The sequence below is a fragment of the Leuconostoc gelidum subsp. gelidum KCTC 3527 genome, from assembly GCF_000166715.1.
Lineage (GTDB): Bacteria > Bacillota > Bacilli > Lactobacillales > Lactobacillaceae > Leuconostoc > Leuconostoc gelidum.
In genome coordinates this window covers 1-15,165 of record NZ_AEMI01000016.1, presented here as the reverse complement: position 1 = coordinate 15,165, position 15,165 = coordinate 1, and the positions used below count along the sequence as shown (strand labels likewise).

11 protein-coding genes are annotated in these 15,165 nt (G+C 33.1%); 8 read left to right on the top strand and 3 right to left on the bottom strand.

Going from position 1 to position 15,165, the window contains the following annotated elements:
- Window positions 1–58: 58 nt before the first annotated feature.
- The 5 genes from EUI_RS0103425 (at window position 59) to EUI_RS0103405 (ending at window position 10,510) form a co-directional block, all read left to right on the top strand.
- The gene (locus EUI_RS0103425) at window positions 59–3,613 is read left to right on the top strand and encodes a bifunctional glycosyltransferase/CDP-glycerol:glycerophosphate glycerophosphotransferase (RefSeq protein WP_010016090.1); all 3,555 of its coding nucleotides are present in this window, start codon (window positions 59–61) and stop codon (window positions 3,611–3,613) included.
- Between the two features lie 268 nt (window positions 3,614–3,881).
- Window positions 3,882–5,351 carry a DUF6020 family protein gene (locus EUI_RS0103420; protein ID WP_010016089.1) on the top strand — a complete coding sequence of 490 codons (1,470 nt, stop codon included), beginning with the start codon at window positions 3,882–3,884 and terminating at the stop codon, window positions 5,349–5,351.
- 124 nt (window positions 5,352–5,475) lie between these two features.
- A complete protein-coding gene (locus EUI_RS0103415; RefSeq protein ID WP_010016087.1) occupies window positions 5,476–6,426 on the top strand; it encodes a glycosyltransferase family 2 protein in 951 nt (316 codons plus the stop codon).
- A gap of 91 nt (window positions 6,427–6,517) precedes the next feature.
- Window positions 6,518–9,430 carry an acyltransferase gene (locus EUI_RS0103410; RefSeq protein ID WP_010016086.1) on the top strand — a complete coding sequence of 971 codons (2,913 nt, stop codon included), beginning with the start codon at window positions 6,518–6,520 and terminating at the stop codon, window positions 9,428–9,430.
- Between the two features lie 105 nt (window positions 9,431–9,535).
- Complete coding sequence (locus tag EUI_RS0103405) at window positions 9,536–10,510, top strand: glycosyltransferase family 2 protein (protein WP_010016085.1); 975 nt, start codon at window positions 9,536–9,538, stop codon at window positions 10,508–10,510.
- A 101-nt stretch (window positions 10,511–10,611) separates the two neighbouring features.
- Here the strand turns inward: EUI_RS0103405 and EUI_RS0103400 are convergent, their stop codons facing one another.
- Window positions 10,612–11,715 carry a helix-turn-helix domain-containing protein gene (locus EUI_RS0103400; protein WP_010016084.1) on the bottom strand — a complete coding sequence of 368 codons (1,104 nt, stop codon included), beginning with the start codon at window positions 11,713–11,715 and terminating at the stop codon, window positions 10,612–10,614.
- A gap of 485 nt (window positions 11,716–12,200) precedes the next feature.
- Here EUI_RS0103400 and EUI_RS10765 point away from each other — a divergent pair, with 485 nt between their 5' ends.
- Window positions 12,201–12,542, top strand: coding sequence for a glycosyltransferase (locus EUI_RS10765; RefSeq protein ID WP_010016083.1), 342 nt, complete (start codon window positions 12,201–12,203; stop codon window positions 12,540–12,542).
- A 63-nt stretch (window positions 12,543–12,605) separates the two neighbouring features.
- Window positions 12,606–12,860, top strand: coding sequence for a hypothetical protein (locus tag EUI_RS10760; RefSeq protein ID WP_010016081.1), 255 nt, complete (start codon window positions 12,606–12,608; stop codon window positions 12,858–12,860).
- 82 nt (window positions 12,861–12,942) lie between these two features.
- On the opposite strand, the gene EUI_RS0103390 is transcribed toward EUI_RS10760, so the two are convergent.
- Window positions 12,943–13,440: a GNAT family N-acetyltransferase gene (locus EUI_RS0103390; RefSeq protein WP_010016079.1), complete on the bottom strand. Its 498-nt coding sequence runs from the start codon at window positions 13,438–13,440 to the stop codon at window positions 12,943–12,945.
- 30 nt (window positions 13,441–13,470) lie between these two features.
- On the bottom strand, window positions 13,471–14,439 hold the full coding sequence (locus EUI_RS0103385; protein WP_010016078.1) for a thymidylate synthase: 969 nt from the start codon (window positions 14,437–14,439) through the stop codon (window positions 13,471–13,473).
- Between the two features lie 582 nt (window positions 14,440–15,021).
- Between EUI_RS0103385 and EUI_RS10995 the strand changes: the two genes are divergently transcribed.
- A partial coding sequence (locus tag EUI_RS10995) for a KxYKxGKxW signal peptide domain-containing protein (protein ID WP_010016077.1) occupies window positions 15,022–15,165 on the top strand: 144 nt, incomplete at its 3' end.

Genomic DNA, 15,165 nt, shown 5'->3' with positions numbered 1-15,165 from the left:
GGAGGGGGCGATTGCTCGCCCCCTCTTTGCGTACATAACTGATATAGGAGTTTTAACTATGACTGAACCAATTATCCATATACCAAAAAATATTGACCTGCCAGTAACTGTGGTGAATAAAAGTAATCGTAAAGTTACGCGTTTGAGTGTTGTTGTTCCTATGTATAATGTTGCACTGTTTTTAAAAGAAGCATTGGATTCATTATTGCGCCAAGGTATTAACGATGAATTACAAGTTATTTTAATTGATGATGGGTCAAAGGATGAGACACCAGCAATAGCAAGGGAATATGTTGATCAATACCCCGATATTTTTGAACTCTACTTATTTGAAAACGGCGGCTTGGGTGCCGCACGCAATCGTGGGACAAATTTGGCGGTTGGTGAGTATGTGACTTACGTGGATCCAGATGATATTGTAGTGGATGATTCATATCACAATATGTTATCAATTATTAATAGAACAGGTAGTGATGTCATTGGTGGTGCTGTACGTAGGTTTAATAGTACCGGAAAGCAGTGGACTTCAACTGTTCATAATAAAGCCTATCATGATGCTTATGAAGCAACGACACTAGGAGAACATCCTGAGCTGGTTTGGGATACAACGGCATGGAATAAAATCTATAATTTGGAATTTATTCAATCTAATAGTTTGTATTTTCCAGAAAAAATGCTTTATGAAGATATGCCTATGGTTGTACCAATGTATTCTTTGGCAAAAAAAATTGATGTCTTTGATGAAGTTATCTACTTGTGGCGTGAACGTGATGAAGGGGCTCCTTCAATTACTCAGTCGACCGCACAGAAAAATAATTTTACGGATCGTGTTAAAGGGATGAAAATGATTCTGAGCAGCTTAGCTGATTATGATGCTCCGGAGAATGCACAAAATGAGCAGTTAAATAAGATGCTTAATTTTGATTTACGTTTACCTTTTACCTATGAAAAATACATCGCTCTTGATGATGAATATAAGGATACTATTTATGAACAAGTAAAAGGATTCTTGAAATTGTTGACACCTGCGCAGTTTAATCAAGCACAGTATTGGTATCGAGCCTTGTACACTGTTTGGTTATATCAACCAAAAGTAGTTGTACAAAATGCAATCACTAAATTTGCAAAGTACGAGTTCTGTGTACAATTTAATCAAGATGATGGCAGTTTTCATAGTAGTTACCAAGATGATTTTGATTTTGATTTAGCAACTCTTAATTCTGATTTCGAACCATTTACTCGATTGTATAGTGTGACCGAAGAAAATAATCAAGTAGTGTTAGTGGGACACTTATTCTATCGTTATATGGATTTACCTACCCGAAATTTAATTTCTAATTTACAAGTTGAACTGGTGAACAAGAATGGAGAAGGGTTGGTTCATTCTGATGGTGTGGCTGATATGCAGTATGATCCAGATGCGACTGCTAAATGGGGATTTGAAAATACGCAAAGTCGAAGGGAACAAGCAGCCCATAATTTTGATATTTCAAGCTATCGCATTACTGTTCCGTTTGCTGAATTGGAAAGGTTAAACGAAACTGTATATGTCAAACTGAAGTTGACGGTTTATGATCGTGAACTTGAGCTACTAATTAGTGAACCTATGCCGGGAGATCAACCACGACCGGAAGGGTTCGTTATTGATAACGGTTTCTTATTGACTTCTTACTCATCTGATTGGCGATTACGCTTGACATATTTGGCAAACGCTCCGTTGGTAACTAAGTTTGCTTGGTCCAGAAATCATTACCTTTGGACAATCAAGAATGCTAAAAAGAATATCATCATCTATAATCCGACTAATAGGGAAATTCTAAAATTAGTCAAAAATGGTAATGAATATTCATTGTCTAAGTCAGATGTTAATTATATTGGAACACCAGGTGGGGCAGGACAAGCCTGGTGGCAGTTTATGACAACTGACAATATTAATGATTATGATTCATTTGAGTTAGTACGTATGGCTACACCAACAATTGCTGAACCACATACATTAAAAAAGAATATGACGGTTTTTCATGTTTCAAATCATGTGGCAACTTTAGCAGTTTCTTGGCAGTATCCATTGATAGCTTATGCTGAACTAGATGATGAAAACGTTACAATTAGGTTTTGGTTAGACGGATGGGCACGATTGGCTAGTAGTGCTAATATTACTTTTATTCAGGATGGTTTGGATAATAAGTATGTTGCAAAAAAAATTGAAGGGAATTTTTTAAAACGTAATTTATGGGAAGTTCAGTTACCATTAGGTTTTGGGTTATATGCTCAAAATCGAATGCTTCATCCGGAAGTAACATTGACGTTTTTCCAACGTCAGCCATTTACAATGCCATTACGTTGGGGCAAGTCTAAATTTAATATTTTTCGAGAGGAACATCCTGTGGGACGTCTAACATGGTATTTCGGATCCGATGATTCAGAGGAACACCGAGTTTTGACAATGCGTCAAAGTACCAATCGTGAAGGTTTTACGACAATGGGTGAAAAAGTTTCATTTTGGCAAGGAAAGTACCAAGAATGGTTGCAGGAACCAATTTTTGAGAAAACTATTATGTATTCGTCATATTGGGGGCAAGATTTTAATGATAATCCGAGAGCTCTGTACGAATATATTGAAAAGCATTATCCAGGATATCAACATGTTGTCGTATACTCGAATATTTTGCAAGATATTGAACTACCAGGTGTTATTCCGGTGGTCACAGGGACGAAAAAATACTGGTATTATTTGGCTCATGCAAAGTATTTTGTTAATAATGTTAATTTTGAAGGTAAGGAACGTGTTAAGCGACCAGAACAATTAGAAATACAAACGATGCATGGCACACCATTGAAACAAATGGGCTTTAAAGTTCTTCAAGATTGGACATCAGCGTCCTATGAGCAATATTTAGAAAAAAATCGTAACTGGGATTATTTGACGGTACCAAGTGATTATGTAGCTGAAATTGCTGCATCCGCATATCGACATCAAGCAAAAGTATTGAATACTGGATATCCGCGTAATGATGAGCTGTTTGTGAGAAATAACGAAGCTGAAATTCTGCGAATTAAACGTGCAATGAAGGTGCCAGTTGATAAAAAATTAGTTTTATATGCACCAACTTGGCGTAAAAAAGGCGAGCGTAAATTAGGCATTGATTTTGAGTCAATGTATGCAGCTCTACGTGATGATTTATTTGTTTTGATTCGTCCTCACCATTTAAGTGGTGACATTGAAGTGCCAATGGCATATGCAGATAAAATGATATTATCAGATGATTCATTTGCAATTGACGATTATTATCTAATTAGTGATGTGATGATTACAGATTATTCTTCAGTTATGTTCGATTATGCCTTGTTAAACAAGCCAATGATTTTTTTCGTATATGATTTTGATAATTATGTCAGTTCACGTGGACTGAACTTTGATTTTAAAGCAGATGCACCAGGACCATTGGTATACACACAAACTGAATTAGAAACATCATTACAATCATTTGAAGAGATACCAAAAATGTATGGAGATAAGATTGCAACATTTGATACTAAATTTATACAGTACGATGATGGACATGCTTCTGAAAATATTTTTAAGGCAGTTTTTGATCACGAAAAAAATTAATTTTAGGATTTTCAGTTTATCGAATAATTATCCTTATAGCATTTATGTGCCTTTGTCCTCTTATTGATATATACAACCCCTGTATTGGATTAATATTAGCATTGTTTTATAGGGTAGACTATAGAAATTAGTGCAGTGAATTGTTAGTTACTTTAAATTTGTAATCACTATGAACACTTATTGTTATTCTATAAGTAGTTCGATAATTCATTGCTGAAATATGTTAGATCTACATGGTTTATTGATGCTCAGTTAAGGAGATGCTTTTTTGAAAATAAGCAGAAGAACATTTTATTTTTTAATCATTTTTATAGCATGGCTACCCTATTGGTGGGCTTTTTTTCCAGTAATTGTCAGTTACGATGGAGCAGCTCAATTAGCTAATTTTTTTGGGATATCATATCCTAACAATCACCAGCCATATACAGCGGCAGCTATTATGGGAGTGTTAATCAAATTTTTTATGAAATTAACCAATAACAATAGTACATGGTCTTTTGCTTTATACGCTGGCTTGATTGGTAGTTGTAGCGCAATTGTATGTTCTAGACTAGTGGTTAAATTTGGAACTGCGTTTGGGAGAAATATTCAATGGTTATCATTATTACTGTTTGCGTTATTTCCCTTGTTTCCATTTTATGCATTCTCGTATGATAAAACTGCACCATTCTTAATAGGTATTGGTATGTCATTGTCAGCACTTATTTCGATTGCTATAGATAAAAATCTTAATAATCATTTGTGGGAGTTAGCAATAGGAACAGTATTAACATCAGTATTTAGATCTGATGGATACTATGTAATGATTATTGTTTTACTGGCCTGTGTGGTGGTGTTAAGAAGCAAACAATTATTATTGTGTCTAATATCGATTATTGTATTAATGACGGTAATCGCTAAAGTGATTTTTCCAATGGCTTTTATTGCACCAGGATTACCTGGTGACTCTATCAGTGTGCCACTACAACAAGTTGCCTATACATTAAAAACACATGAAGCACAATTAAAAGGAAGTAAGTTATACGACGATTTGAACAGAATAATGCCTTTAAGAAAAATTACAGAAGCTTACAACCCTAATTTAGCAGACTATGTTAAATTCAATTATGGTAACACATATAATAATGAAAAAAAATCAAAAAAAGAAGCATTTGAAACATTTCTGAAAGAAAGATCAAAATATGGTGTCAGAAATTTTTTAAAACTATGGCTGAGGTTGGGTATGGAGTATCCACTTGATTATGCAAAGGCATGGATTTACCAAGTGGATTCATACTATAGTCCGACAAATAAGAATGAGCAAGAAAAGTCATCTGGTCAATTATTTATGAATCTGAATCAAGTTTGGGTTCAAAATAGAATTACTGATATCATGAAACAATTAAATTTTTCAGTAAATTATAATGATTCTGAGCTTGCAAAAAAATTTAAAAATAGATTACTGACACCATTGCATAATAATAATATAATCTATAAAATATTTCTCTCTGCATGGTTATATGACTGGTTACTTATTATATCTAGTTTAGTCTTATTAGTAAAAATTATTAAAAAGAAAATATTGATTGTTTGGGCATTACCCTTTTTACTTCCTCTAGGAGTATTGGGTGTAGCAATGTTAACACCGGTTGATGGTGGAATGCGGTATATTGTGCCTATTATTATGGCTTTACCAATGTATATTGCTATCATATTTGATACGAATCATTTAAATATGAAAAATAAAAGCGTAAAATAAGTTAGAATTAATTTTATTTTAGTTATTAGAACGCTTGGTATGAATTAGAACAGCATGACAGGAAATCTCTTATTGAAGTTAATTATGTATAATGGATTAAGAAATAAAATTAAAGAGGAATAAAATGGATAAGCTAGCGATATTGATACCAGCATATAACGAAGCCCAAACTATCGAAAAGGTGGTTAAAGATGTATTGAATGTTACCAAAAGCATTGATGGAACAGTAATATATGTATATGACAATAACTCCAAGGATAGCACGGTTGAATTAGCTAGAGATGCAGGGGCAGTAGTCAGACATGAGTATGCTCAAGGAAAAGGCGCCGTGATAAGACGAATGTTTCGCGAAGTTGATGCTGAAGTTTATGTTATGATCGATGCCGATGATACATATCCGGTTGAAGCTATTCCTGAAATGTATGACAAAGTAAAGAGTCATGGCGTTGATATGGTGGTTGGTGATCGGTTATCATCCACTTATTTTGAAGAAAATAAACGGCCTTTCCATAATGTAGGTAATTCTGTCGTCCGTGGTTTAATTAATTCACTTTTTAAGACTGATATTAAGGACATACTGACAGGATATCGAGCATTTAGTTTTGAATTTGTAAAAACATTTCCAGTTCTTTCACGAGGCTTTGAAATTGAAACAGAGATGTCAATTCATGCTACTGAGAAACGGATGTTGGTAGAGAACCAAGTGATTGGTTACAGAGACAGACCAGAGGGATCGGAGTCTAAACTGGACACCTATGGTGATGGTATGCGGGTATTAAAGACTGTTTTAAATTTGTATCGTAATTATCACCCTTTTGCATTTTTCGGAGCAATTTCGACAGTATTTATTTTATTTAGTTTGATTGTGTTCTTCATTAGAGTTGTCCAACCATATGCAGAGACTGGCCTTGTAGATAATATGCCGACGCTCATTGTAACGATGATATTGTTATTGATAGCTGTCATTTCGTTCTTTTCTGGCATGATTTTAAATTCTGTTCAAGCAAAAGAAAAGCGAGATTTTGAATTAGCATTAATCGAAGCTTCAAATAGAAAAAAAGAACTAAGTAATTGAGTCGGAAAAGCTTTATTATTCTAGGAACGCATTTGTTTGTTAGTTGAATGGTATGCGAGGGAAATTTAATCATGTTTTGGAGTATTAATGAATGTTAAAAAGAATCGGTGAAAAAAGAATAAATAATCAAAAAGTTAAACTGTCAAACATCGAAATTTTAAGATTTATATCTATTTTGCTAGTTATTTTACACCACGTAGCTATTCATACAAATTGGACAATAGGCTTGTCTACTAATTTTGAGTTTGCTCGTGATGGTATGATTCTGAGTGGAAAAGTCGGCGTTGATTTATTTATTATCATTTCTGGATATTTGATGATAAATTCACGAGCAAAGTTAACCAGTCTAGTTAGAACTGTGAGTGAGACAATTGTATTTTCAATATTTATGTACATAGTGGCAATTGTACTAAAAATAAACGGGACAGTTTTTTCAACCACATACTTTTTTAAGCGGTTATTTCCAGTTATTTTTTCTGATTATTGGTTTGTGACTGCATATGTTTTTATGTACATATTACTACCGATTGTTTTGCCTTTCTTGTCTAAGTTAACTAAAAAAGATTATCAACGTTTCTTGATTATTGGATTCTTGGTTGTTTCTATTTGGCCGATGATCGCCTTAAATAAAGGTATGAACTTTTCCTATGTTATTTTATTTTTATATCTATTTGCAATAGGGGGATATATTCGAAAGTATGGATTAAGAATAAATGCGATAGTTGCAAGCATAGCTGTTATATTATTAACAGCTAGTGCAGTATTAATAACATATGCTATTCGGATGATTTTACATGCACCACATAATACGTTGTATCAATTATTCTCATTTTTGGGTTGGTCTGGTCCAAATAGTTGGGGAGAAAATATCATTATTTGGTTCGATGCGAGCCCATTTCCTATAGTAATTGCGGCGTTTATATTTATAGGTGTTATTTCAATGAAGCAGTACTATAATAACATCGTAAATTTTTTTGGGAGTCATGTTTTTGGTGCGTATTTATTTCAAAGTGCACCAATATTTTCACCCTGGATCTATGTTACCATTATTAATGTAAATAGAATTAATGGCACTTTAAACCGACTTGTATTTTCATTAGGTGTCGCGATACTTTTTGTATTCATAGGTATTGTGTTACACGTAATTTTGGAACCAATAGCAAATAAACTAAGTGGATTTTTATTAAAAATAATTAATGAATTAAGTACCCAATGTAATGAGTTTCGTAATTCTAACTTAGGGTTTATTAATTTATTGGGACCAACAATAATTAAAATTATATTTTCAATAATAACAGCTGTTTTTGCAGTACCAGGGAATAAAGTATTAGAGATTATTATAGTTAGTGCAATTTTAATGGCTATGATGCGTTCACACCATATAAAAATCGGAAAGAAATTAAAGAGTATAAATTGGAGTGTTGGAATAATTGGTGGTGCACTTTACATCGTTACTTTTTTACCAGCTAATTATTTTAACACATCATTAATCAGTCATATAGGATTAGTATTGATTTCTTTTGGGACATTTAGTTTTGCGATTGCTAACATGTTGAATCAATTGAAAAATGAACAAAATCAAAATGGCGAACATCTAGGATTCTATGATAGTTATTGGAAATATATATTATTATATAGTACAGTAATATTTATTTATTTTATTGCGTACTATCCTGGTATAATGGTAGTGGATTCTGTTAATCAATGGAATCAAATACATCATGCATATCCTTGGAACAACTGGCATCCAATAGGTCATACTGCTGTGTTATGGTTAACGTCAAAAATTTGGGATAATCCAGCAAGCTTTGTAATTCTACAAAGTATAGTATACGTAACATTGTTTTCATATTTTGCCACACTACTAAAACAATATTCCGGGAAAAAATGGGTTGGATATCTTTTCTTTGTATTAACAGCAATAGTGCCATTCTTTCCTTTGCAAGCAATGATTCTTGTTAAGGATACATTGTTTACCTATGCCTTCGTATTTTTTGGACTAGCTTTATTTCAGACAGTCAGAACTCATGGGCAATGGTTACATAAACCATTAGCTTTTGTGTTTACTTTATTATCGGTGATGGGAATTAGCCTTTGGAGAAGTAATGGTATACCTATTGTCATAGTCATGTGTCTATTAACAATCATTATTTTAGGAATCAAAAAATATTGGCGTTTAATTATCATAATGGTCATTGCTATTATCAGTTACTTTGTAATTAATGGGCCCATAATTACAAATTTTCATGTTTTCGAACCATCTAAGACTGAGTCATATGGTATGCTAATTCAAGTTGATGCGGGTATTATTCACGATAAAGGTTCATTAAATTTGCAACAACAGCAATACTTCAGTAAACTTATGAATAATAAGAATATTGCAGGCTATCAACCTACTAATATTGATGCGATTAAATTTGGTCCAGGATTTGATGCTAAATTATTAAATAATGATACTGGAAAATTTAAAAAAGAAAGCATTTCTTTAATTAAATCTAATAAAATAAAAGCTTTGAAGGCATATAAAGCACAGACAGCCATACTATGGAATCAAAATGCCAAATATCGAATAGGCACATTTATTCGAGACAAGTATAGCTCCTTTGTGCCAGTAAGTTACTTTTTAACAGGTAGCGATATTGAGAAGTACAATATAAAATATCAAATGTTTAGATATGATAGTTATTGGGGTGGCTTTAGTAAACTACACTTGATTTTGGGTAACTGGCAAGCAATGTTTAAAAACCAAAGTGTTCAGTATTGGTTTTTACCGGGAATCTATTTAATGATGCAAGTAATCATTGCTGGATGGTTGGTAGCACAAGGAATGTGGCGTAAATTATTAGTGATTTTGCCAATCATTGGACTTGCTGCAACGTATATGTTGGCCATACCGGTTCCAGACATTAGATATGTGCAACCGATATTATTATATGTGTTTATAACCATACTAGTTGTGAAAATGCCTAATAACACAGTAGATGGTTCTGAAATAAAACACTAGAATTGTATGAGTAATGGTAAAATTTATTGACTAACAGTCACATTAGTAAAACCTGCTTATTTTACGTATAATTGGATTACCGAATTTTATTAAGGAAATGTCAAAATGACTGAAAAAACTGTTACAGCAGCGATTGTGACTTATAATCGCTTAGAATTATTAAAAGAATCATTGGCGGCTATCTTAGCGCAAACAAAATACCTGTCACATGTGATTATTGTTAATAATATGTCAAATGATGGCACAACAGAATACTTGGATAGTCTAAATGATGAACGTATCGTTGTTTACCATGCGACTGAGAATTTGGGTGGTGCTGGTGGTTTTAACCAAGCAGTTCGTCTATTTGGTGAACAATTACAAGATGACTTTGTCTGGTTAATGGATGATGATACCATTCCAGAACCAGATGCATTATCTCATTTGGTTGCGTTTACAGTTGGACACCCACAAGCAGGGTTTGTAAATTCACAAGTTCGCTGGGGCAGTATTGATGGCAATCCATCATGGATGAATGTTACTGCACCACGTGCGTTCACATGGCAACGTTATTTAATGGATACAGAAGAGCCTGCTGTTGAAGTTGTCAATTCAACATTTGTATCTGTAATGTTTTCACGAGAGATGGTTGCAATGGTTGGTTTGCCGCAGAAAGAATACTTTATCTGGGGTGACGATATGGAGTATACGAACCGCATTGCTGATATAAAACGTGGCTATATGGTTATGAATTCCATAGCTGTGCATAAATCTAAAGAAAACACAAAACCTGGAGACATTGTTGCTGAAAAGGATGGTAGTAGATTATGGCGTTATAATTATGAATACCGTAATCGTGTACTAACAGCGCGTCGTATTTCAAAAAAAGAAATGATTAAAGTTGTGTTAGTCGCTATTGTACGTGATTGGCGTAAAACATTACTTAAAAAAGATGTCTCTTTTCGAGGCAAAAAATTGGGTGTTATCTTGCATGGTCTATGGCGTGGCTTATTTTTCAATCCGGCTATTGAATATGCAGCAGGATTAAAAACAGTAAAAACTCAAAGTCTTCGTGATGCAGAGATGGATTTATTAGATTAAAAATTATATTAGTGCATGATTAAAAAGATCGATTCTTTAATTGGAATCAATCTTTTTTTGTGCATTTTATAGTTAATCAACATCTTAATTTTGATGAGTAACTATAAATGAAGATGTTGATCAAAAAAATGTTGACGAAAATATTTAGGTGTCAAACCTGTGACTTCCTTAAATGTTTTAACAAAGTAAGTGGTAGTTGAAAAAGATAAAAGATTCGAAATGTCAAGTAATGTGAGATCAGACGCAATTAGAAGTTCTTTGGCAGCATCTATTTTAGCTTGTCTTATAAATTGTGTAATGGTTATACTATATTGGCTTTTAAATGCCGGATTTAATAGCTTTTTTGATGTATTAAGTGCTTTAGCTATATCGTCGAGTGTCATACTTTCAGTAATATGTTCTTTAACATATTGGTGAATTCTGTCGTGAAGTGGTAAAAAATTGGTTACGCGATAGTTTTTGATGACATTAAAATAATGCCAAGTAACCTCTCTAATGACTTGAAAAAAATCAAAAAATTGTGATGATAACTCTATTTCTTGTACAAGATCGTTATGTAAACGAAATGCTGATTCGACAGGATAGCCCCACTGGATAATGGCGCGGTTTAAAACTGCTATGTAAGAAATGAGCGTATCTTTTTCACCTCTAATAAGGTTATTGTTGGCAAACCGTTCACCAATGATTTTCAGATAAGATAGCTTTTCTAGAGCAGAAGCTAGTTGTTCGTTATGGGAATAAATAATTGCTTTAATAATATCAGTTTCTGTGTTAAAAAAAATAGTTGCATCAAATGGTTTATTGTTTTCAATTTTCACGAGCTGTTGATTCGGAAATTTTGTAATAATAACATCTGTGTCAGGTGCATCATGGCCATTGTATAATTTGTATATAATTTGAGAAATGGATTTTAAATTTGAAAGTGAATGCATTGCTATTAGTTCATTACTAGTTTCACTATAATCAAAAAAGAAGCAGATAATTAAATTATTCGTGATTTGACAGGTTAAAATATGTCCCCAAGGGCTGTTTAAGGATTGATATTGATGATTTGATAACAATTTAATATTAGCTAATAGAAAATTAATAGTACGATTGTTTGTATCAGTAGGTTGATCATTTAAATAACTAGCTTCATGCGTATTGCTATTTAGTAAAATAACAGCAGCATTTAAAATATCTGCCAATTTTTGAATATCGTTCATGAATCTCCCCCATAATTTTTATGTTATTAACTAAAAAATAGTTCTATTTATTAGTAAAAGGTTTACTTTTCTAATTATATAAAAAAAATACATAATAAATATAAACTGTATTGATTATGTATGCTTATTTATCATAAAATCTCTTTATTTATCATGTAATTATATTCTTTTGTATAACTATTTTATTAATTTAAACAACGAGAAAAAATTCAAAATAATTATGGGTAAACAGAACAAATAAAACGTTAAGATGTTGGGCTAGGTTACCTTATCTCAAGGTAGTGAGATAAGGTAAATTAGGAAAACAAGTGCACTAGCAGATGGATAAATTGCTGTTCATATTGAACATATTTTAAAGTCAAACGTCAATAACCAATTAACATTGTGTAAAAGTACATGAGTAATCGACCAATGCTATCGACCGTTTTAATGTTACTAACAAAATCATGCAAATTAAAGCAGTATAGGGGACTATCAAAGTATTATTGATTGAGTACTGGAGGAATGTTAATCGCATCACAAATAATGTTTCTGAACGTTTTCCGGCTGTAACTTTTTTAAGGTTGGGGATACCAATAGAATTTCAAGAATTTGATAAAATGCTTTATCTCGATGCAGATACACTAGTTTATACAGACATTCATCATGTTTTTAATCAATTAAAAACCGAGACGATAGCTGGTGTATTATATATATTTCATTATTTAAATACAGCAGATGACCAAATATTGAAGCAATATAATGACACGTATAATATTGTTGATTCTTCAAAGTATATTAATTCTGGGGTACTACTATACAATAATAAACAGTACGCACAGTATTAGACAATTGATGAACTCGTCAATAATATCGATGATGGTCCAATTAGTCATTTCCCAGATCAAGAATTGATTAATCAAAAGCTCAATCCAAATATTCTAATTCTGCCACATGAATACAATTATCAAGAAAATATCTCATTTTTAGATCATTGGCAGGTACCAGAACAATATAAAAAATCATTAACGCTATCTGAGAAAAATGTGCGAATCAAACATTTTTTACCGTTACCAAAACCATCCAGCCCTCTAATTGGTTATCGTGATCAATTTGATATTGATTGGTGGCAAACGGCTATGCGTTTAAAAGAGATTTTATCTTAATATAGAACTTCAAATTTAATAGGCTATCAAAAAGGCGTCACATCAACAGTTAACTGTTGATGTGACGCCTTTTTTGATTATTTTAACTTATAAACTCAGTTGTGAGCATTCCCATCATCATACTATCATGGTATTTACCTTCAGCAAAAAAGTGACCGCGAAGGATACCTTCTTCAATAAAACCAACTTTTTTATAGATATGAATTGCTGCATCATTATCAACATCAACATACAAATAGACTTTGTGCATGTTCAGTACTTTGAAAGCATATTCAGTCCCCGCTTTGATTGCCATTTGAGCATAGCCATTACCCTGATGATCTGGATGAATAATAATTTGTATTTCGGTATGTCGATGAAGACCATCAATATACATTAATTCAACAACACCGATAAACTGTTTGTCATCTTCAACGACAAAACGTCGTTCAGTTTGGTCAAGTATGTGGCGTTCATAAAGAAGTTCTAGTTCATCAAATGATGTATAGGCTTCTTGGAACCATAAAGCCATCACTTTTCGTGAATTTTCTTGTTGATAGATATACGGTAAGTCTTTTTTTTCAAGTGGTCTAATTTTCATTTTTATGCTTTCAGTTGGGTGTTTAAAATATTAAACGGCAACAGGTGCTTTGATTGCTGGTTCGCTTTCGTAGTCTAATACTTTGATATCATCCATTGTGTAGTCAAATAATGATTTAACTTCAGGATTCAACCAAAGTTTTGGTAACTTGTGCATCGGACGTGAGAGTTGTTCAGTGATTTGTTCGGTGTGGTTATTATAAATATGTGTGTCACCGATGGTATGAACGAAATCACCGACCTCATAGCCAGTTTGGGCAGCTACCATATGTAGCAATAGTGAATATGAGGCAATATTAAAAGGGACACCTAGGAAAAAGTCACCAGAGCGTTGATACAATTGAACACTGAGTTTACCGTCAGCTACATAGAATTGGCTTAAGACATGGCACGAAGGCAAGGGGGCTTGCGGTGTTGTTTCCGCATTCCAGGCAGTTAAAATCAATCGCCGTGAGTCAGGATTTGTTTTAATCTGCTCAATTAGGCGACTCACTTGATCAATTGTATCTGATCCTGCCGTCAAAGAACTCGTTTCCCAACTACGCCATAATTTACCATAAACATCACCCACGTAGCCAAATGTTTCCATGAACTCATCATCATTTAATATTTTGTCAACAAAAATGTCTTTTTGCTCTTTATATGCGAGAGCGAACGTCGTATCTTTTAGGGCGCGATGACCAAAATTAGTCATGTCAGATCCTTTATATTGATCAGATTCGATCCAATTTTTAAAGGCCCACTCGTCCCAGATATGGTTATTGTGTTGTAGTAAGAAACGAATGTTGTTGTCCCCACGTAGGAACCAAAGTAATTCTGACTTAATGAGGCCAAAGTAAACCTTTTTAGTTGTGAGTAGCGGAAAGCCTTCCTGAAGATCGAAACGCATCTGTGTGCCGAACAAAGAATGTGTGCCAGTTCCTGTACGATCACCTTTTAGAGCGCCTTCATCAAGTACTTTTTGTGCAAGATCAAGATATTGTTGTTCATTTTTTGACATAATTATTAGCGCGCAAGTGTAACATTTGCGCATTTCCTTTCGGGATTTACCTTACTTTAAATACTAACGAAAATTAGTTTAATAAGCAAGGCTGACAGATGACAAAGTGTAAAATAAAGCCAAACATTTTACACAAAAAATTTAGAATATTTAATTGTCAATATATAAAATAAATCGTAAAGAGTAGCCAAATTACGTCCTAAAACTTATCATATCATGACGGTACTACTATTTAGATTTTATTTGAATCACATCGTCTAATGCGGGTTATTTCTTGTTTCATTAGTTTCACATCGGTAACTATTTAATCACTATATCTACTTTTGCATTACTCAGGGGCAGGGGTTAATTAAAGATACAGTTATGAATAAAAAATTGTTTAATAGATTAAATAGTTTTGTTAATTAGCTACTCTAAATCAATCACATTCCGACATGTCGGAATGTGATTGTGACCTGAGGTATTTGTGATAACATGAAAAAAGATATGTTAGTTATGTGTCATGGAATATTCTCAATAAAAAATAACTAATGAATAGTACTGAGATTTGGTAAAGGAAATTTAAGGAGGAATAAAATAGATATGGCAGAGTCACTAAGTACTAATTATAAAATGTATAAATCGGGTAAGCAGTGGATTACTGCAAGTTTGATAACCGGTGTCGTAAGTATGGGGATGTTTGCTGGATCACAAACTGTTAATGCAGATTCAGTAAGTGCAACACCA

Excerpts from the sequence above, each read along its gene's own strand:
- EUI_RS0103405 (WP_010016085.1), top strand. The coding sequence starts at position 9,536 with ATGACTGAAAAAACTGTTACAGCAGCGATTGTGACTTATAATCGCTTA.
- EUI_RS0103390 (WP_010016079.1), bottom strand. The coding sequence starts at position 13,440 with ATGAAAATTAGACCACTTGAAAAAAAAGACTTACCGTATATCTATCAA.
- EUI_RS0103400 (WP_010016084.1), bottom strand. The coding sequence starts at position 11,715 with ATGAACGATATTCAAAAATTGGCAGATATTTTAAATGCTGCTGTTATT.
- EUI_RS0103425 (WP_010016090.1), top strand. The coding sequence starts at position 59 with ATGACTGAACCAATTATCCATATACCAAAAAATATTGACCTGCCAGTA.
- EUI_RS0103410 (WP_010016086.1), top strand. The coding sequence starts at position 6,518 with ATGTTAAAAAGAATCGGTGAAAAAAGAATAAATAATCAAAAAGTTAAA.
- EUI_RS0103415 (WP_010016087.1), top strand. The coding sequence starts at position 5,476 with ATGGATAAGCTAGCGATATTGATACCAGCATATAACGAAGCCCAAACT.
- EUI_RS0103385 (WP_010016078.1), bottom strand. The coding sequence starts at position 14,439 with ATGTCAAAAAATGAACAACAATATCTTGATCTTGCACAAAAAGTACTT.